The following is an 18,524-nucleotide window of genomic DNA, read 5'->3' as shown; positions in this document are numbered from 1 at the left end:
CCGCCTGGGACGCATCCTGCGTTATCCGTTTTCAGGCGGGATACTGTCGCCCGCGCCAAGTGTCCGCTGCATCAATACCGTGTCCAGCCAGCGCCCGTGTTTGTAGCCTACGGAGGTTAACGTACCGGCCACGGTGAAGCCCGCCGATCGGTGCAGAGCGATGGAGGCCACGTTGGCGCTGTCGCCCACATTCCCGACCATCTGGCGAAAGCCCCGGCTTTCTGCCCAGTCAATCGCGTGCGCCAGCAGACGTTTACCCACACCTTTCCCCTGAAAAGCCGGATGGATGTAAAGGGAATCTTCCAGAGTAAAACGATAAGCCGGGCGCGGACGATAAAAGCCCAGATAACAGTAACCGCAAACCTGGCCGTCTTCGATGGCCACAAACCAGGGCAGCCCGGCGGCACGGATTTTTTCTAACCGGCTGGCGAGTTCGGCTTCATCAGGCGGATCCAGTTCAAAACTGCCCGTGCCATGCATAACATGGTGAGCATAAATCTGTTGCAGGGCGGGAATGTGGTCATCCTGCGCGAGCGTGATGTGCATTCTGCGATTCCGGAGTGAGCCAGTAAGGATCATGACAATACAAAAGACAGGCAGGAAAGGCTACCGGCCTGTTTTGCCGGGTAAGATCCCTGTCGCAGGACGGGGCGTCAGGCACCACTCCTGCCAGGCGCGGTTTATCGCTTTTGCACCTACCAGACGGCACCTGGGCAGGCTAAGTCCCTGATACAGGAGGTGATAGCGACGGCGATTGCCCGGCGTCACCCAGGTGATATGCCTGAGCATGGCGAGATTGATGTGATCGGTGCTGCCTTGCAGCGCCCCGGCACGCGGCGTGGTGGCACAGCAGCGCCGGATATAACGCAGTAAACTGACAGGCATCGCGAGATCCAGCAGGATATAGCCCGTTGCGCGCGCCAGTCTTTCGGGCAGGCAGCGCGTATAATTGCCTTCGATAACCCAGCGTTCTGCACTGATTGCCTCGCGGTGAAGCTGTAAAAACACGGCGTGCTCTCTGGGCTGCCAGTCGGTATTGGGCTGGTGATAAAGCTGATCGAGATGAATAACGGGCAGCGACTGCTTTTCCGCAATCGCCACGGCCAGGGTAGATTTACCGCTGTTTGAGGGGCCCATGATACAAATGCGCGGACCCAGATGTGCAAGCGGCGGCAACGGTGTCATCAGGCGAAACCTCCGTCAAGGCTGTGTTTGCGCCTCAGTATACGCGGAAAATGTGCGCCAGCCATCGTGCCTCAGGGCCGGTTGGGGTCAGACCGATCCCGCTTTCTCGATCACCAGTACGCGCGCTTCGCCCTGTGGATGGGCAACATGTTCCGTGCCCACGCTGGCATAAAAAATATCCCCTGTCTGCAAGCGCACTGTCCTGATGTCTCCGTTTTCCTTGTAGTGCATCTCTACACAGCCATCCATCACCGCAAAGACTTCCTGACCGTCATTGATGTGCCACTTGTAGGGTTGATCCGTCCAGTGAAGCCGTACGGTTGTGCCATCAAAGTTAGCGATGTCGAGTGCACCCCAGGCCCGGTCGGCTGAGAACGCTTTGCTGATATAGGTTTTCATGGTTTTTCCGTTATGCGCAGTGGTAAGACATGGATGAGGTTATACCGCGTGAAGTGGGGCAGGGCTTGCAAAAAATTGCGGAAAACTGAGGCGAATCAACAGAGCAGGTACGGGATGAAAGCGTCAGAGCAGGCGGGAAAGCAGACCTGCCCTGCGGGCAGGTCTGAAGGGCGGATCAGAAATTCACGTTAGCGCTGATTCCGCCGACAAAGGCATCTTTCACGTCGCTAACGGCACCCGGCGCAACAACGTATTGCAGGTTAGGACGCAGTTGCAGCCATTTGGTCAGCTGCGCGTTGTAATAGATTTCGTAGTTGTACTCCGAACCGTCCTGAACAGGCAGATAGGTCGGGCTGTTAAAATCGGTCTGCCCGCTGGCGTCGTTCTGTTCACGCAGCGAACGCGTGTAGGCGCTGTTGACGTGAATACGCGCCGCGCCGATGCCAATCTCATCCTGCGGACGGGCATCGAACGGTCCTTTCCAGGTGAAGCTGACGGACTGATAGTTATCGGTTTTCGAGGTTTTATGGTCGTTCATCACCGCCTGAACCGTCACGCCCAGACCCCGGCTGGCATCGCCGCCCTGCGCCGTCAACTGCTGCTGCAACAGGATATAGCCGCCGTAAGCATGATTTTTGCGCTGGTAAGCGCCGTCACGCCAGCTGCCATAGTTGTCGCCATTTGCGGACGAGTAGTAATAGCCGATACGATAGTTACCCGGCAACTTGTCGGGGCCTAACGTCGGTTTCCAGCCTAACTCGACCGGCACCAGATTCCCCTCTGAGTTGCTGGTATCCAGCCGGAAACCATCGCCACGGTCGTAATTCGCACGGTTTTGATTGTAGAAACCGACCTGGAAAAACACCTCTGGCGTAACGTTGACTTTTAGCCTGCCGCCCCACTGCGAAACCGGCCAGTTAAACCAGCGATCGCCGCGCCAGTTACCGGCCTGGCCGCTGCCAAACGCCAGGTTCTGGAACTTGCTGTCGAAGTTATCGAAATCTTCGCCGACGGTAACGCGTCCGGCTTTCAGATTGACCGTGTTATCGAACAGGCCTTTGCTTAACCAGAACTGCGTCAGGCGCCACGTCTGGCCACGACCGTACACCTCCTGGGTAGAAGAGAGCATCCCGGTGCGGCGATCGGCCACCTGATCGGAGATGTTGCGGCCATTGCGATCGGTAATGGTGACCTGGAACTGCGTATCCTGCCAGTCGAGGAGTTTTTGCAGATCGAAATTGGCACCAAACGCCCACTGGTCGCTGTAGCGCATCGAGGTATGGCTGTCAGCTCCGCCACCCAGATTGGCGGCACTTTCCATGGTGTAGTTAACATCTAACTTAATGCCGTCGTTTTCTAACTGCGTTCGGTTACCGCCCCAGTCGCCAAACAGGTAAGGTGAGTCATAGCTAAAGGCATCGGCGGCCAGCGCGGAGGCGCTCAGCATCGCAAACATCAGGCTGCCCGCGGCCAGGCGAGGCATAAACTGCACTGCTTTTTTTGTATTCATCAGCGTTATTCTTTATGAAATGACAGGAAAAGACAGGGCAGAGAATAATGCTGACTAAATGTCAATTTTTGCAAATCTGTGCGTATGTAACTGCAAAGTGGTAAGGAATTAACGCAATTGTGACAGTTATCGCTGAATGAATATTTTTATAACTAAAAAGGCATTTATTGCGAGGCAAAGTAAAAGGGATGCCGCGGCATCCCTGGGGGATTTATGGCTTGCTGGCCTGAGACAGCTCTTCAATTTCTTGCTTGCTCAGCGTCAACTCAGTGGCTTTGACCAGTTCATCAAGCTGCGACAAGGAGGTCGCGCTGACGATAGGGGAGGTAATACTCGGGCGCGCGATGAGCCAGGCCAGCGCCACCTGCGTGGCTGACGCATCATGTGACGCCGCCACGTCTTCCAGCGCTTCAACAATGCGTTTACCGCGTTCATTCAGGTACTTATCTACAATACCCTGACCGCGCGCGCTCTTGCTGGCATCCTGCGGTTTTTTATATTTGCCGCTGAGAAAGCCGCTGGCCAGCGCGTAGTAGTTGATCACGCCAAGCTGATTCTCACGCGCTACCTGCTCCAGTTCGCTTTCATATTCTTCACGGTCGTAAAGGTTGTAGAGCGGCTGCAGGGTTTCGTAACGCGCCAGCCCATGCTGTTTGCTGATGTCCAGCGCCTCCTGCAGTCGCGCGGCGCTGTAGTTGGAGGCCCCAATAGCCCGGACTTTGCCGGCTTTGATCAGGGCGTCAAAGGCGGTTAATGTGTCGGCCAGTGACGTGGTTTCATCATCGCGATGCGCCTGATAGAGGTCGATCACGTCGGTTTGCAGACGGCGCAGCGAGTCCTCGACGGCCTGGCGAATATACCCAGGTTTCAGTCCCTGCTTCTCCGGTGACATTTCGATGCCGACTTTGGTCGCCAGCACTATCCTGTCGCGTTTACCGCTTTTCTTCAGCCATTTGCCGATGATGGTTTCGGATTCGCCCCCCTGATTGCCGGGCGCCCAGCGTGAATAGACATCGGCGGTATCGATAAAGAACAGGCCTTTTTCCACCAGCGCGTCGAGCAGAGAAAACGAGGTTTTCTCGTCTACCGTCCAGCCAAAGACATTGCCGCCAAAGGTCAGAAGCGGCACAGAGAGGCCGCTGTTGCCGAGGGGGCGGGTTTTAGGCTGCGTCATAGCATTCTCCTTTATTAAACGTATCAGGTGTACTTATCAGCTTAGCAAAGGTAAATCGACAGCTTTTCATTCGGTTTGTCAGCCAGTGCGGCATAACAAGGTAGCAAAGGTCACTTTTACCGCTGGCACGGCAGCGCCCGTCCTGAAACGTGCAGGCACACAGCCCCGCGAATGCCAGAAAACCCGATACCGTAAAGCGAGGGATTTTACATTCAGAAATCTGGCTTTACCGACGTGGACAAAATCGTTGCTGACGGGCCTTAGGGCTTAGGGTTATAAGAATACCGGGCTGGTGTGATGCGACCTTCACGATGATCGGGCAAAAACGTCACAGGAGACGTGGCACTGATGAAACCTCATAATCTCTCTGGCTTCACATCCACGCCGCGACGTCGGTTCTTAAAACGCAGCGCGGCACTGTTGCTGGGTTCCGCATTGCCGATACCGGCCTTCGCGGCCGAACCGGCTTTCCCCCCCTTAAAGCGCATAGCTGCGCAGCGTCATCTTCTGTTTGGGTTCGCGGTCCGGCCCGAGCGTTTGCGGTCCGATGCGCATTACCGGCAGTTTGTGGCCAGCCAGGCCAATATTATTGTTCCGGAAAACGCGCTGAAGTGGGTGGTCGTTCAGCCTGAGCAGAATCGCTACGATTTTTCTGGCCCGGATACGCTTGCCGCCTTTGCCAGAGCGCAGGGCCTGCTGCTACGCGGGCATACCTTTTGCTGGCACCGCGCGGTGCCGGACTGGCTGCTGGCGATTCGCGATGCCACGCTGCTGGAAAAAGTGTTGAGAGACCATATTCATACCGTCGCGGGGCGCTATCGGGGACAGATACAGAGCTGGGACGTGGCGAACGAGATTATCAACCTGTCTGACGGTTTGCCTGGCGGATGGCGCAACAGTTTCTGGTATCAACGTCTGGGGACGCGTTATCTGGATATCGCCTGTGACGCGCTGCATCAGACCGATCCTCACGCCGTCATTTGCTATAACGATTACGGGCTGGAAAGCGACCATGACAACGCGCAACGAAAACGCGACGCTGTGCTGGCGCTGCTACGCAATTTGCAGGACAGACAGATCCCCATCGGTGCGCTGGGGATTCAGTCTCATCTCAAGGCCGGTCCGCAGTACGCGTCTGGTCCGGGACTGGCGACATTTATTCGTGAAGTGAAAGCGCTGGGCCTGGCCGTGTATATCACCGAACTGGATGTTGATGACAGCCGCCTGCCGATGGCGCGCCGCGCCATGGCGGTCGCCAGCACCTATAAGCGCTATCTTTCGCTTGTGCTGGAAGCCGGTGTCGACGCAGTGCTCACGTGGGGTGTCTGGGACACGCCCCACCGGACGGCGGCGACGCCGAAGGCAAGCGATGAGCTGGCCACCGGACCGTTGCTGTTTGCTAAAGACGGCCAAATCAAAGACGCCAGTTGGGCAGCGCTGCATGCGCTACGCTGATTAACGCGTTGCGGGCGCCGCTCTGGCGGCAATCCACTGTCGATAACGCGCGGGTGTCATCGCCATCACCTGATTAAACGCTTTGCGAAAGCTGCTTTCGTCAGAATAGCCACAATCGGCGGCCACCTTACGGATGCTTACGGTGGGGTTCTCCAGGAGAAGACAGGCACCTTCAATGCGGACCCGGGTAATAAACGCCTTAGGACTTTCGCCGGTCAGCATTTTCATTTTACGGTGCAACGTACGTTCGCTGGTATGTAACGCAGAGGCCAGCCGTTCTGCCGTGATGCCTGGCTGTTGATAGCGAATAATCTCTTCCGCCCGCATCAGCAACGGGTGCTGAGTGTTAATAAACCCGGGCGGCGCATACAAACGTTGCGACACGGGCTGGGCATCGGCAACGGCCATATCAGCAACCTGTCTGGACACGTCCGCTCCCAGTATCCTGTGCAGCAAATGCAACGTGAGCGCGCTCCACGAGAGTGGGCCACCCGTAGTAATGATATTTTCCTGTTGTTCGAGCGTTTTTCCCCATACCGGACGCGCATCCGGATAGCGCTCCCGCAGGGTTGGAAACAGCCACCAGGTGGTGGTACAACGCCGACGACTGAGCAGCCCCGCTTCGCCCAGCACCAGACAGCCCGCGCAGGCGGCACCGACGATGGCACCCTGATGGTACATTTTTTTTATCCAGTTCCCCGCCTGTATGACCGCCTCCGGATGGTGCGGAAACCGATCGCGGCCCAACGCCATTCCCCCGACCAGGACGATATCTGACGCCTCTGCCTGGCTGAAATCAGCATCGACATGTAGCCATCGCCCCTGCGCATCGCGCACGGGCTGGCCATCAGCACTTACGATTTGGACCTCCAGCGGCGCGCGGGTCAGTTGCGCCGCAGTATCGGGGCGAGACGCAATCACCTGGCGCGCAATCCATAAGGTGTCACAAAAGCCGTTGACGGCAGAAGGCAGGCTGCCTTCCAGCGCCACAATCGCTATGCGCATAGCCAGTCACTCCTTATGGCGAGTTTTGCCTGTTAGTTGTCTTATTCGCCATCTTACACGCTCTTTTCGCCCGATCTACCATGGTCCGCATGAAAACGACCACAGGAACAGGCGAGATGCGGCGAAAGAGCAGTAAGGCGAAAAGATTAAAGCATGCGGTGCTGCTGGGGCTGACGTTATTGAATGTGCCGCTCGCTGCCCAGGCGACGGTGAAAAACATCGTCTTAGTCCACGGGGCGTTTACTGACGGCTCAGGCTGGCGGGCGGTGATTTCACGCCTTCAGCACAAAGGTTATCACGTCACCGCCGTTCAGAATCCATTGACCTCATTGCAGGATGACGTAAAGGCGACGGAGGCGGTCATTGCGCGTCAGCAAGGCCCGGTGCTGCTGGTTGGGCATTCCTGGGGCGGTGTGGTGGTGGCTGATGCTGGCAACGATTCGCGCGTAAGGGGCATGGTTTTTCTCTCTGCGCTGGTGCCCGACAGTAATGAATCTGCTGCCGGGCTGTTGCAACGACTTCATGCCCCGATGACGGCAATGAGGCCGGATAAACACGGGATGATCTGGCTGGATAATGCCCAACAGTTTGGTGAAATGCTGGCCGGCGACGTGCCTGATGCGCGGGTGCGCGAACTGGCTGCGGTACAACAACCTGTTGCGGCGAGCGCTTTCACTGACAAGGTGATGCGAGCCGCATGGAAAATCAAACCCACCTGGTATTTGTTGACCACGCAAGACCGGGCGCTGCCGCCCCGTGTCCAGTCTGACATTGCTGCGCATATTGGCGCACGCGTTCAGCGTCTCGCATCTAGTCATTTATCGCTGGTTTCACATCCTGAACAGGTGGCTGCGTTTATCGATCGCGCGGCCAGAACCCTTCCATCGTCATAGCACCATCACTCTCAGGGGAATCCCATGAACAGATTACTTCATATTGACGCCAGTATTTTCCAGACGCCGTCGGTTACCCGGCAGCTTACCGCGGACATCGTCAGAAAACTGTTGGCAAAGTACCCCGCTGCTCAGGCGACTTACCGTGATGTCGTGGCCGAGGAAATCCGTCCTCTTAACGCGGCCATCGCGGCAGGTTTCAGGGCGGGAAACGACGATAACGTCAGTGAGTACATAGCAGAACAGCATCGCTTATCTGACCTGCTGGTGGCGGAGTTTCTTGCCAGTGATGTGATAGTCATCGGCGCGCCGATGTACAACTTTTCGGTGCCTGCCCAACTAAAATCCTGGCTGGACCGGATCGCGCAGGCAGGCAAAACATTCAGTTATACGGCACAAGGCCCGGTGGGATTGTCAGGTGGGCGAACCGTGATCGTGGCCTCGGCGCGGGGCGGCTTTTACCACGGCGGTTCCCTTGAAGAGTGGGATTTTCAGGAACGGTATCTGGCCGCTTTTTTTCGGTTTTTAGGCGTTGAGCATATTCATGTTATCCGTGCAGAAGGGGCTTCAAAAGGGGAAGCCATTCAACAGCGTGAAATTGGCAACGCGTTTAATGCCGCCAGCACGCTCATCCAGTCACTTGCGTTGTAATCCACAGGAGAACCTTATGCTTTACATTGTTACGCTGAGTTATCGTGGTGCCGCCGCCGAACGTGAAAAACACAGCGCGGGTCATAAAAGCTGGCTGGTGGAGCACATCAAGACGGGCGAGGTGGTTTTGGCCGGACCGCTGGAAAATCAGCAGGGCGGCGTTGTGCTGTTTCTCGCCTCTGATGAGCAGGCTGTTCGCGACAGGTTGACCGAGGATCCCTTTGTGGCGTTGGGACTGGTTGATGTGGCTGTTACGGGCGTTCATCCAGCCCTGGTTTCTTCTGTGTTTGACGCCGACTGGGGCAGTGAAACGAAGGTCGTTGATATGGCCCACCACGCCTGAAGCCGTTTGCCGCGGAGCAGGGCATCGCTCCGCGGCAGGTCGATCAGAATGACTGCCAGTTATCCGCTGACGGTGCGGTAGACACAGGCGTCATAACGGGTTTTTTCAAAGCTGTGCTGCGGGACGTCGCCAGACCTGTGGTCGGCTTTCTGCCCGTGTTAAACACGGAGACCGACTGACGTAACTGCGTAGCCTGATCTTCCAGTGAGGCTGCCGCACTGGCCGATTCCTCTACCAGCGCCGCGTTTTGTTGCGTGACGCCGTCCATTTCCGATACCGCTTTCGTCACCTGTTCAATACCGCGTGTCTGCTCGGCCGAGGCCGAGGCAATCTCAGCCATCAACTGGGTCACGCTGTTAACGGAATGCACAATGCTTCCCATGACATCACCCGCTTCGGAGGCATGAGTCGAACCGCTGTTGACACGCTGCGTCGATTGTTCAATCAGCGTGCGGATCTCCTGCGCCGCGCTTGCACTGCGTCCCGCCAGTGAACGCACCTCACCGGCGACTACAGCAAAACCGCGCCCCTGTTCGCCTGCGCGTGCGGCTTCGACCGCAGCGTTAAGCGCCAGGATATTCGTCTGGAACGCAATGCTGTCGATAATGCCGATGATGCTGGCAATCTGTTTAGAACTTTCACTGATCTGCTCAATATTGGAAATCACCTTCGCCACAATCTGGCCACCCTGCGACGCCATCACCGCGGCATCGTTCGCCATCGCGGTGGCCTGCTGTGCATTTTCCGCGTTCAGTTTTACTGTCGAGGTCAGTTGCTCCATGCTGGCTGCCGTCTCTTCCAGTGCGGCTGCCTGTTGCTCTGTGCGGGCAGAGAGGTCGATGCTGCCGGCCGATACTTCTGCTGCGCCGGTGAAAATGGACTGCGTTGCATCATCGACAGAACGAATCGTCACCACCAGCGCGCTGCGCATCTCTTCCAGTTGGCTGAGGAGCCGTCCGGTTTCATTGTGACTGTCGCTGGCGATCTCACGGGTCAGATCCCCGGCAGAGATCGCGCGCATGTAGTCGGTTGCCAGAGTCAGAGGTTTCAGCAACAGTGTCCGCAGGCCAGCCCATACGCTGGCAACGGTCACCAGAGCAATAACTGCGATAATCAGCAAGGTCCACAGCATATTGGTGTAGTTGTGATCGTTTTCTGCGGCGATTTCCTTCATCAGCTGATAGTTAGCGCTCCGCCAGGCCTGATAAGCCTTATCCAGCTGATCCTGCGCTTCCTGTGCATCAAGATTGCCGTAAGCCTGATAGTTGTTATTTCGCAGGAACTCGACCGACGCGAGCATGGTATCGTGCATTTTGCTGTAAGCCGTCTGCACGTTTTGGGTCAGTTCCGCATGCTGTCCGGGTAAGGGCGGGGCGGCTTTGTAGGCTGAAAAATACTCATCGGCTTTTTCAGCAGATTGTTTCGCTGTGTCCAGCAGTGTGGCAATCGAGGCCAGAGATGCCGGATCCTTCTGGTTTTTCAGAAAACGAATAGCCACCCGGCTGACGGTGACACGCGTCTTTATCAGCGTCTGCACACTGTCGCTCAGTTGCTGTTGTTGTAGCGTCAGTTGTTCAGTGTGAGAAAAGTTGCGTCCCGCCTGGCTGACAGACGAATAAAAAAGCGACCCGGTAAGCATTAACAGCGCACTGAACAAAAACAATACGGCAATAATGCCCGTTGTAATTTTAAGGTTTTTAAACATGGCGGCGATACCTGATAAACGTGGATACAGGTATATCGGTATTTAACGGATTACCTTAATAGTGACGCCATAAATAATGTGATCTATAACGATTAGTTTAAAAATAAAATGACGCTTTCAGGAAAAGCGTGTTTTTTTAAGGGGTTGGCATAGTCACAAAAACGGGGTGATTAAGGGTCCGTTTATGCAGAAATGTACCGGGAGTTACGTTTTTTCGCGCAATAATAAGATGAAGGCCTGGGTGAGACATTTGCGCGTTATTATTTTTCGCTGCCCTCATACGTGACCGCAATCTGACGTTGTGTCCGTCTTCGCTGTATAAGCCGTGCTTCACAGACAGGGGGCTGAAAATAGGTATGGCAACACCATCTGTTATTTGCCCACCGCTGAGGCCGCTCAGCCTGTTTGCCGCTGAGGGGCGTTTCTGACAATCTTCCGCAATGCTTCTTTCCGGATGGCCCTTAACCCGAGCGGGCCGTCAGGGTGAAATGGCATATCAGCGTGTTTTTGTCGTTATCCTGCGCATCATCCCCATCCAGATCAAGAAACAAGAATAGTTATCATTTGTATAATTCCTGCCTTAGTTGTTAACGGTTGGGATATATCTGTGAAAATCAAAACACACACCACCTATCGTGTCAGAGGCTACCAGCCTTCTGTTGATCCCGCCTGGCGGCAAAAATTACTAACCATGGGCGTGCTGCCCGGCACGCTGATTGACGTTATCCGTACTGCACCACTGGGCGATCCCGTTCATATCCGTACGCGTCGCCTCAGTCTGGCGGTGCGGCAACGCGATCTGGCTTCGGTTCTGCTGGAAGAAGTCCGCTGATGAGAACATTAACCCTGGGTCTGATCGGCAACCCGAATACAGGTAAAACCACGTTATTTAATCAGCTTACCGGGGCCCGCCAGCGCGTAGGGAACTGGGCGGGCGTGACGGTAGAACGCAAGGAAGGGCAGTTCTTTACGGCTGAAACGGATGTACGGCTGGTTGATCTGCCAGGCACGCGCTCGCTTACAACGCTTTCGGCGGACAGCGCCATCGATGAAAGTATCGCCTGTGGGTATCTGTTTGAGGATCACGCCGATCTGGTGATTAATGTGGTAGACAGCTCAAACCTGGAGAGTCATCTTTTCCTGACTTTTCAGCTACTGGAGCTGGGCATGCCCTGTATCGTGGCGTTAAACATGCAGGATATCGCGCTCAGCCAGAATATCATCATCGACAGGGCAGCGCTGTCAGCCCGGCTGGGGTGCCCGGTCGTGGCGCTGACGTCAACACGTGGCGAAGGCATCGCCTCGCTTAAACGCGCCATTGACGACTGGCAGGGAGAAAGACCGCCACAACCTCTGGTTTATCCTCGTGAAATTGAGACGGCCATCGCGCGCCTGCAAACGATGATGCCTGCGAACATCGCCAGGCAAAAGCAGCGCTGGCTGGCGCTACAGTTGCTGGCAGGTGACATTAACAGTCAGCGCATCTGTCCCACAGTCGTCCCCCAACTGCCGGCGATCAGGCAGGCGGCGGGCGGCGATCCGGCAATGCATGTGGTGAACTGTCGTTATCAGGCTATCAACGCGCTCTGCGCCGCGGTCTGTAACCTCAATAAAGCCGCACCCGCTGCGCTGACTGAGTGGCTGGACAACCTTGTGCTGAACCGGTTCCTGGGAATACCGGTTTTTCTGGGCGCGATGTATCTGATGTTTGTGCTGTCAATTAACATCGGTGCAGCCTTCCAGCCTTTGTTCGACAGCGGATCGGTGGCGCTGTTTATTCATGGCGCGCAGTGGCTGGGCTATACCTGCCACTTTCCCGACTGGGTAACGGTCTTCCTTGCGCAGGGCATAGGGGCCGGGATTAACACGGTGTTGCCGATTCTGCCCCAGATCGGCCTGATGTACCTGTTTCTGTCTTTTCTTGAAGACTCGGGGTATATGGCGCGTGCAGCGTTCGTAATTGATCGCCTGATGCAGTCGCTGGGTTTGCCGGGGAAATCCTTTATACCGCTTATCGTCGGGTTTGGCTGCAACGTGCCTTCAGTAATGGGCACGCGCACGCTGGATACACCCCGTGAGCGCTTACTTACCGTGCTAATTGCGCCCTTTATGTCCTGCGGTGCGCGGCTGGCGATTTTTGCGGTTTTCGCCGCCACCTTTTTTGGCGCCTGGCGCGCCAGCCTGGTTTTCTCTCTGTACGTGCTGGGCATTATCGTGGCCATCGTCACTGGGCTTATCCTGAAAAATACGCTGCTGCGCGGCGAAGCGTCACCTTTTCTTATGGAGCTGCCGGTCTACCATCGCCCCCATGTGAAAAGCCTGCTGATCCAGACCTGGCAACGTTTAAAGATGTTTATCGTGCGCGCAGGTCGCGTCATTATTGTGGTCAGCATGGTGATCGGATTACTCAGCAACTTTTCGTTTAGTGGGGCAACCGTAGACCATATCAATGATTCTGCGCTGGCTACTGTGAGTAAAGTCGTCACGCCAGCCCTGCGACCAGTCGGCGTGACATCAGACAACTGGCAGGCCACGGTCGGGCTGGTGACAGGCATCATGGCGAAAGAAGTCGTGGTCGGTACGCTGAACAGTCTTTATGTCGGCGAAGATGTTCAAAGCGGCGCGTTTCGCCCGCAGGACTTTTCGCTGTCGGGTGAGTTAGGTGACGCGCTGAAAGAAACCGGTGACAGCCTGAAGAGCGCATTCAGCCTGCGTGCGCTGGCCAACCCTATTGAAGCGAGTAAAGGTGACAGCACAATCAATGCGACGCAAATGGGCGTGATGAGTGCGAAATTCGGCAACGGCTTCGCAGCGTACAGCTATTTGCTGTTTGTGTTGCTCTACGTTCCCTGCGTATCGGTGATGGGCGCAATAGCCCGGGAAGCCGGGAAAAACTGGATGCTGTTTTCCTTTTTCTGGGGCCTGAACGTTGCGTACTCCGTTGCTACGCTGTTTTATCAGAGTGTCAGTTTTCGCCTGCATCCGGGGTTTAGCGCGCTGTGCCTGATGAGTGTGGTCGTGCTTAACGGTCTGGTTATTAGCCTGCTGCGCCACGCAGGTGGACGTGCGCGCACGAAGCCGGTTTCCGCACCGCTCACCTCATCGCGTAAGACAGGATGTGGCGGCTGTGCGGGATGTGCTGAGCACCGGCACGCCAGCGACTGAGGACGACGGGGATGCGTGCGGCTGCCCATGATAACCGTGGGCAGACGGAGCCGCCGGAAAGCAATGACGATAAGGTTACCAGCCTGATCGCACGGCTTCCTCGGTCGCCGTTGAACGAAGAGGCAATGCCGGAAGCATATTTAGCGATTCTCTCCGCGACCCGGGCGGAATCAATCTCACCGCAGAAAGCCAGTCCATGCAGCCCCGGGGTGTGCCAGTCCACGCATATTTTCAGGCGCTGAGATTTTTTATATGCCCCAAAAAGTTAAACGTTAATTAAACACTTCTGTTTCTTCTGGCGTATTTATTTATTTTTACTGGACACGCGTTGTTTTTTATTAATGTGTCATCTGAAATATGTCGATTTTTATAAGGAAGTTCTTATTAATTTTTTCCGGGAAAAGTGTCTTCCATTTTTCACTTCACTGGCTATTGTCTGAATGTTCTCTTTACGCTTTACATTGCGAAGGTGGCTTATTGCGGAAACGGTCCGCGCCTGAGTAGAGTATCACAGGCAGGATCTCTGTATTTCCGCAGGGTTCAGTAACGCCATTTTAAATTACAGAATACTCTTAGTTTTGATGTCATCTTCATGTTTATGCTGTCTTTTATTTTCTGGTTTCATGCTATACATATTTTGATACAAAAATTGGCGATGTGCATACAGATGACTGATTTAGAGTAGCGAAAAATTTTTACGAATAAAAATAGCTGGAACTAACCGACACTTTCCCTGCGCTACACTTTAATAAATATGTCACACCAGAGGTTATATGTTTAATGATCAACACGCCCCTTTAGTGTCATTTATCGTGCCTGTTTATAACGGCGCGATGTTTATTGAACGTTGCGTCGAGAGTATTCTTCAGCAACCTCATGCTGAGCATTGCCAGCTTATTTTAGTCAATGATGGTTCAAGTGATAATTCACTTGAGCTAATGAGAAAATACCAGAATTATCCTGGCGTAGAGATTATAGATAAGCCCAATGGCGGCGTTTCATCGGCACGTAACTGCGGTCTGGATGCTGCGCGTGGCACATTCCTCTCTTTCATCGATGCCGACGACTTTCTGCCTTCAGGTGTGCTGGATACCTGGCTGGGGCTGATGAATGAAGACGTCATTCTGGCCGTAGGCGAATCCCGCACCTTTTCTCATGACGGCGAGCCGCTGTCCGGGGAGCCTGAAGAGACCGCACTGCGCAGTCTGCGCGCTGATAAGGCGATCGGTGAACTGCTCTACCACACGCCGAAACACGGTATCTGTGACAAGTTTTTCCGCCGGACGATCGTGCAACAGCAGCAGTTACGCTTTCGGGAAGATATCTTCAACTTTGAAGATCTGCTGTTTGTGATCAGCTACCTGTCCGGTGCCCCGCAGGGACAGGTCGTGTTCAGCCCTCGGGTCGTCTACCACTATGTTGAGTCACACGATTCCGCAACGCGCTCGGCGCTCAAAGAAAAACACTTCACTTACGTCCGGGCTTTTACAGGGATTAAACGCGTCTTGCTACGGCCGCAGGAACGCTATTACTACTTCTTATTTCTGAAGGTTACGGCCTCGCACATCTATAAAGCCCTGTATAGTGGGACGTTCAGCGCGGCATTCGTCAGGCAGTATATTGAACTTTACCGGCAAAACTATCGTGCCTATATTGCCGCGGGCGTGCTCCCAGACGCCTGGAGCCTTTATTTTACGCTTTTCTACCTGTCTCCACGCCTGGTGTCCGGGCTGCGTCATGCCGTACAGACTCTGTTGAGGGCGCGTTCGTGAAACAAAAGCTGCAAAACTCGTTATGGATGATCATTGAGAAGCTGGTTGCGGTATTTGGCCTGATGTTTGTAACGTCCTTCGTCGCTAAGTACGTCGGGCCTGTCACGTTTGGTGTGATCGCCATTTCCATGCTGATATTTCAGTTTATCCAGTCTGTGGCGATGATGGGCTGCGACGTCATCCTGCTCAAGCGCATTGCCCAGAATCACCGTTCTGGCATCCGCCTTATGGTGCCGGCTGTCATTTTGGTATTTAGCCTTTACTGTGTGCTCTCTACCATTGGCATTGTGGTGATGCGGGAAGAGATGAACTCGCAAGCGTTTGTCTTTATCTGCGCGGCGGCACTGGCTTGTCTGTTCTCAGCTATCGATCTGGTTAACATCTACAATGAAGCGGTGTTAAATGCGAAGCTGAACGTGATGGCTAACCTTACCGGTCTCCTGATCAGTCTGGCTATCCGTTATGGGATTTCCTGGTTCCAGCTCAAACCGGAATTGCTGGCCATTCCCATTGTGCTGGCTACCTTCATTCCTTTTCTGATCAAACTGTGTGTGTTTAGCTGGCACCAACGACGTACGCATGAGAAGCCGCCGCTTCCCCGACTCACTCATATCCGACGTTACAGCGGTTATATTTTGCAGGCCGGACGATCCCTGGTGCTGTCGGTGATTGCGATTACGATTTATACCCGGCTTAACCAGCTCAGCGTTTCATGGTTCTTAGGGTTAAAAGAGGCGGGCATCTTTTCTGTCGCGATGACGCTGTCGGTGGCCTGGGTCTTTTTACCCAACGCTTTACTTGCCTCGTTTTATCCTGCGTTGTTTGCCGAACGTGATCCTGATGTGGCGATTGTCCGCGCGCAGAAGTTACAGCTAATGGTCATTGCCGTGTCGGGGGCCGTTATCGGCGGTATTGCCCTGATCGGCCCCTGGTTTATCCGGCATTTCTACGGCGCAGCTTACACCGAAGCGATTGCCCCGATGGTGTTATTAAGCATCGGCGCCATGTTTGGTGTACTAAGTAGCGTCATGGATCGCTTCATTATTAAATACAATGGCTATCGCTACCTGATCAAAAAAACGTTCTGTGTGCTGGCGGTATGTCTGATCACGACGGTGACACTGGTGCCAGCCTTCGGCATTACTGGCGGTGCCATAAGTGTGGTGATTACTGAGTTTATGGCCTTTACGCTGTTAAACTATTTTTTCCGTGGGCAGCCGATGATGAAGATTCACAAAATATTCATTCAACCCGGAAAACTGTGGTTTCTTATTAATCGCTCGCTCTTTTCTGGGCGGTGATGCAGATATTTCTTAAAGATATGCGTTGTAAGACGTTTAAATAAAACGTCTTGAACGGCATCTTTAATATAACGCGTTTTTTATCTGCGCGTGAGTAACGTTAATATCCTGCCATGTGGCGGGAGGATGTACCCTGCCTGTTCGTTTTTTTAATTATCGCTTAATAAAAATGAAAGCGTATCTTCATGATCCGAATAATGCCCGTTTACGGTCAGTTTAATTTCGCGCTTTTATAATCTTAGAGTGGGTTAATAAATAATTAGATGCTTATTTTCTTTTCGGTTATCAGGAAAAGGAAAGGCTTTTATTTTCATTATCTTTTTCGCCTTTTTAAGGGCGGCAGGCATTAGGGCTGGTTACGAGGTTTTGAAATGAATGATAAATATTTATTCAGTATAATAATACCTGTTTATAATGCTGAAAAGACGATTATGCGTACCCTGCAAAGTCTTCTCCTTCAGACATGCAAAGATTATGAAGTTATCCTGGTGAATGATGGCAGTAAAGATAACTGCGCCTCTGTTCTTGATGAATTTAAACACTATAAAAATTTTAATGTTATCTCGCAGAGTAATGCCGGCGTCAGCGCAGCGCGAAATGCAGGCCTGGAAGTGGCTACGGGAGAATACGTTATTTTTGTTGATGCTGATGACTGGGTTGATGATGACTTTCTGGCTATGTTTCATCAGCACCTTTCTCAGAGCGTTTCACAACCTGTTGATTTACTGGTGGGGAACCTCAGGTGCTCGCGCGTGGGTAGCCTTTCCACCTACGGCCATTTCGGCCATCAGTCTATTCCTGCTGTGCTGGATGAGCTTGAGTTAAGTGATAACATTGGCTATCTCCATAACAAGTGCTACAGAAGAAAGTTGCTTGAGGATCACCAGCTCCGCTTCACTAAAGGGATATCGATGAGTGAAGACCTGCTGTTTAATCTCAACTGTCTTTACTATGTCGATAATCTGTTTATTTTTGACAGTGCATCTTATCACTATGATGATGTGGAAAACTCGCTGTCGAAAAGACGCGTCCCGTATGAAGAATTGCTGGATCGTAAGCGTTACCTGACTGATCTGTATGAAAGGTTATTTGTTAAGTATAAAAACGAGGATTTGTCGCTTTTCTCTACTGGTGTCACCAAACGTAAGCTCACCCTCGATATGCAAATCGTTACCGCCATGTATTACACCACGCTTAACATTAATGAAATCCGGAAAAGCATTAAACGCATCAAAGAGAAACGCTATCCGGCAAACGTACTGGCATTATTAAACAGAAGCGAGAAAGTGAAGTACCACGTCATGAATGTGAATGCCAGAGTGGCTTATCTGGTGTTGTATATGCTATTCAGATTACGGTTTTTTTAACTTCCGGCTTTGTCATTCAGTGTCGGGCCCTCGACGGAAATGGCGCATATTTTGGCGAGGTGAATTTCCGTAGGGGGCTCTGTCATCGCGTCAGTATTTTGCTATTCCACGTTGGGTCAAATTTCGCAATGCTGAAAAGGGGCCGCGTTTTCACTGTCGCGCCGGTCCCCGATGCAGGGCAGGCATTGCATTCATTCCGCAGCCTGATCGTGAACGTCATAACGAAGATGACCGCGCGCAAACGCAAGGCGAGGCTGGAGATGGCGTTATGCATTGACCTTCAGGCCCGGAATAGCCGACGCAACCTGCTGAGTCGCTGCGTGAAAGCGTTTCCTTTAAGGTGCACTATTCCCGACGCGTCACAGCACTGGCAGGCCCGGGTGTGACTTCTCAGCACGTCTGAGTGGAAGTTATGGCCACGCGCCCGAATCGTGCTGACGACCTCAGAAAATATCTGCTGTCCATAACGCTTATCCGTCTCGTCGGCCGCTCCGTTTCTGCCACGTATCAGATAACGTCAGCATACTGAAGATCACACCCAGGTGTCTTTGCATGTTCGCCATGAAAAAACGCATTTAGTTCAGCTCTGAATTGCCAGA

General features: G+C 53.6%; 16 protein-coding genes. 9 read left to right on the top strand and 7 right to left on the bottom strand.

The features are described from left to right. Positions 1-21: 21 nt before the first annotated feature. The 5 genes from C7433_RS09165 to C7433_RS09145 all read right to left on the bottom strand — a co-directional run bounded on the left by C7433_RS09165 (position 22) and on the right by C7433_RS09145 (position 4,268). Positions 22-546: a GNAT family N-acetyltransferase gene (locus C7433_RS09165; RefSeq protein ID WP_033739108.1), complete on the bottom strand. Its 525-nt coding sequence runs from the start codon at positions 544-546 to the stop codon at positions 22-24. Positions 547-606: 60 nt separating this feature from the next. After that, a complete protein-coding gene (locus C7433_RS09160; RefSeq protein ID WP_033739110.1) occupies positions 607-1,185 on the bottom strand; it encodes an ATPase AAA in 579 nt (192 codons plus the stop codon). An 87-nt stretch (positions 1,186-1,272) separates the two neighbouring features. Then, positions 1,273-1,584: a cupin gene (locus C7433_RS09155; RefSeq protein ID WP_006121617.1), complete on the bottom strand. Its 312-nt coding sequence runs from the start codon at positions 1,582-1,584 to the stop codon at positions 1,273-1,275. Between the two features lie 175 nt (positions 1,585-1,759). Then, positions 1,760-3,094 carry a carbohydrate porin gene (locus C7433_RS09150; RefSeq protein ID WP_110268057.1) on the bottom strand — a complete coding sequence of 445 codons (1,335 nt, stop codon included), beginning with the start codon at positions 3,092-3,094 and terminating at the stop codon, positions 1,760-1,762. A 211-nt stretch (positions 3,095-3,305) separates the two neighbouring features. Continuing rightward, positions 3,306-4,268, bottom strand: coding sequence for an aldo/keto reductase (locus tag C7433_RS09145; protein ID WP_054688372.1), 963 nt, complete (start codon positions 4,266-4,268; stop codon positions 3,306-3,308). Positions 4,269-4,616: 348 nt separating this feature from the next. On the opposite strand from C7433_RS09145, the gene C7433_RS09140 reads away from it, so the two are divergent. Then, positions 4,617-5,723: an endo-1,4-beta-xylanase gene (locus C7433_RS09140; protein WP_058707853.1), complete on the top strand. Its 1,107-nt coding sequence runs from the start codon at positions 4,617-4,619 to the stop codon at positions 5,721-5,723. Here C7433_RS09140 and C7433_RS09135 read toward each other — a convergent pair whose 3' ends face one another. Then, positions 5,724-6,728 carry a GlxA family transcriptional regulator gene (locus C7433_RS09135; RefSeq protein ID WP_054634619.1) on the bottom strand — a complete coding sequence of 335 codons (1,005 nt, stop codon included), beginning with the start codon at positions 6,726-6,728 and terminating at the stop codon, positions 5,724-5,726. 116 nt (positions 6,729-6,844) lie between these two features. Between C7433_RS09135 and C7433_RS09130 the strand changes: the two genes are divergently transcribed. The 3 genes from C7433_RS09130 to C7433_RS09120 are packed head-to-tail and all read left to right on the top strand — an operon-like array spanning position 6,845 to position 8,615. Further along, positions 6,845-7,621: an alpha/beta fold hydrolase gene (locus tag C7433_RS09130; protein WP_110268056.1), complete on the top strand. Its 777-nt coding sequence runs from the start codon at positions 6,845-6,847 to the stop codon at positions 7,619-7,621. Positions 7,622-7,645: 24 nt separating this feature from the next. Continuing rightward, complete coding sequence (locus tag C7433_RS09125; protein WP_033739123.1) at positions 7,646-8,272, top strand: FMN-dependent NADH-azoreductase; 627 nt, start codon at positions 7,646-7,648, stop codon at positions 8,270-8,272. Between the two features lie 16 nt (positions 8,273-8,288). Continuing rightward, on the top strand, positions 8,289-8,615 hold the full coding sequence (locus C7433_RS09120; protein WP_058702368.1) for a YciI family protein: 327 nt from the start codon (positions 8,289-8,291) through the stop codon (positions 8,613-8,615). A 43-nt stretch (positions 8,616-8,658) separates the two neighbouring features. Here the strand turns inward: C7433_RS09120 and C7433_RS09115 are convergent, their stop codons facing one another. Next, positions 8,659-10,320: a methyl-accepting chemotaxis protein gene (locus tag C7433_RS09115; protein ID WP_033739125.1), complete on the bottom strand. Its 1,662-nt coding sequence runs from the start codon at positions 10,318-10,320 to the stop codon at positions 8,659-8,661. 607 nt (positions 10,321-10,927) lie between these two features. Here C7433_RS09115 and C7433_RS09110 point away from each other — a divergent pair. The 5 genes from C7433_RS09110 to C7433_RS09085 all read left to right on the top strand — a co-directional run bounded on the left by C7433_RS09110 (position 10,928) and on the right by C7433_RS09085 (position 17,925). After that, a complete protein-coding gene (locus C7433_RS09110) occupies positions 10,928-11,152 on the top strand; it encodes a FeoA domain-containing protein (protein WP_110268055.1) in 225 nt (74 codons plus the stop codon). After that, positions 11,152-13,485, top strand: a complete 2,334-nt coding sequence (gene feoB / locus C7433_RS09105; RefSeq protein ID WP_110268054.1) for a Fe(2+) transporter permease subunit FeoB — start codon at positions 11,152-11,154, stop codon at positions 13,483-13,485. Before C7433_RS09110 ends, feoB begins: the two co-directional genes overlap by 1 nt. A gap of 773 nt (positions 13,486-14,258) precedes the next feature. Further along, positions 14,259-15,257: a glycosyltransferase gene (locus C7433_RS09095; protein ID WP_039338999.1), complete on the top strand. Its 999-nt coding sequence runs from the start codon at positions 14,259-14,261 to the stop codon at positions 15,255-15,257. Beyond that, a complete protein-coding gene (locus tag C7433_RS09090; protein WP_039338998.1) occupies positions 15,254-16,558 on the top strand; it encodes an oligosaccharide flippase family protein in 1,305 nt (434 codons plus the stop codon). Before C7433_RS09095 ends, C7433_RS09090 begins: the two co-directional genes overlap by 4 nt. A gap of 371 nt (positions 16,559-16,929) precedes the next feature. Further along, on the top strand, positions 16,930-17,925 hold the full coding sequence (locus C7433_RS09085) for a glycosyltransferase (RefSeq protein ID WP_110268053.1): 996 nt from the start codon (positions 16,930-16,932) through the stop codon (positions 17,923-17,925). Positions 17,926-18,524: the final 599 nt, after the last annotated feature.

The organism is Pantoea sp. PNA 03-3 (genome assembly GCF_003201175.1).
GTDB lineage: Bacteria > Pseudomonadota > Gammaproteobacteria > Enterobacterales > Enterobacteriaceae > Pantoea > Pantoea stewartii.
This window is presented reverse-complemented; position numbering and strand designations above follow the sequence as displayed.

Excerpts from the sequence above, each read along its gene's own strand:
- C7433_RS09165 (WP_033739108.1), bottom strand. The coding sequence starts at position 546 with ATGCACATCACGCTCGCGCAGGATGACCACATTCCCGCCCTGCAACAG.
- C7433_RS09160 (WP_033739110.1), bottom strand. The coding sequence starts at position 1,185 with ATGACACCGTTGCCGCCGCTTGCACATCTGGGTCCGCGCATTTGTATC.
- C7433_RS09155 (WP_006121617.1), bottom strand. The coding sequence starts at position 1,584 with ATGAAAACCTATATCAGCAAAGCGTTCTCAGCCGACCGGGCCTGGGGT.
- C7433_RS09150 (WP_110268057.1), bottom strand. The coding sequence starts at position 3,094 with ATGAATACAAAAAAAGCAGTGCAGTTTATGCCTCGCCTGGCCGCGGGC.
- C7433_RS09145 (WP_054688372.1), bottom strand. The coding sequence starts at position 4,268 with ATGACGCAGCCTAAAACCCGCCCCCTCGGCAACAGCGGCCTCTCTGTG.
- C7433_RS09140 (WP_058707853.1), top strand. The coding sequence starts at position 4,617 with ATGAAACCTCATAATCTCTCTGGCTTCACATCCACGCCGCGACGTCGG.
- C7433_RS09135 (WP_054634619.1), bottom strand. The coding sequence starts at position 6,728 with ATGCGCATAGCGATTGTGGCGCTGGAAGGCAGCCTGCCTTCTGCCGTC.
- C7433_RS09130 (WP_110268056.1), top strand. The coding sequence starts at position 6,845 with ATGCGGCGAAAGAGCAGTAAGGCGAAAAGATTAAAGCATGCGGTGCTG.
- C7433_RS09125 (WP_033739123.1), top strand. The coding sequence starts at position 7,646 with ATGAACAGATTACTTCATATTGACGCCAGTATTTTCCAGACGCCGTCG.
- C7433_RS09120 (WP_058702368.1), top strand. The coding sequence starts at position 8,289 with ATGCTTTACATTGTTACGCTGAGTTATCGTGGTGCCGCCGCCGAACGT.
- C7433_RS09115 (WP_033739125.1), bottom strand. The coding sequence starts at position 10,320 with ATGTTTAAAAACCTTAAAATTACAACGGGCATTATTGCCGTATTGTTT.
- feoB (WP_110268054.1), top strand. The coding sequence starts at position 11,152 with ATGAGAACATTAACCCTGGGTCTGATCGGCAACCCGAATACAGGTAAA.
- C7433_RS09095 (WP_039338999.1), top strand. The coding sequence starts at position 14,259 with ATGTTTAATGATCAACACGCCCCTTTAGTGTCATTTATCGTGCCTGTT.
- C7433_RS09085 (WP_110268053.1), top strand. The coding sequence starts at position 16,930 with ATGAATGATAAATATTTATTCAGTATAATAATACCTGTTTATAATGCT.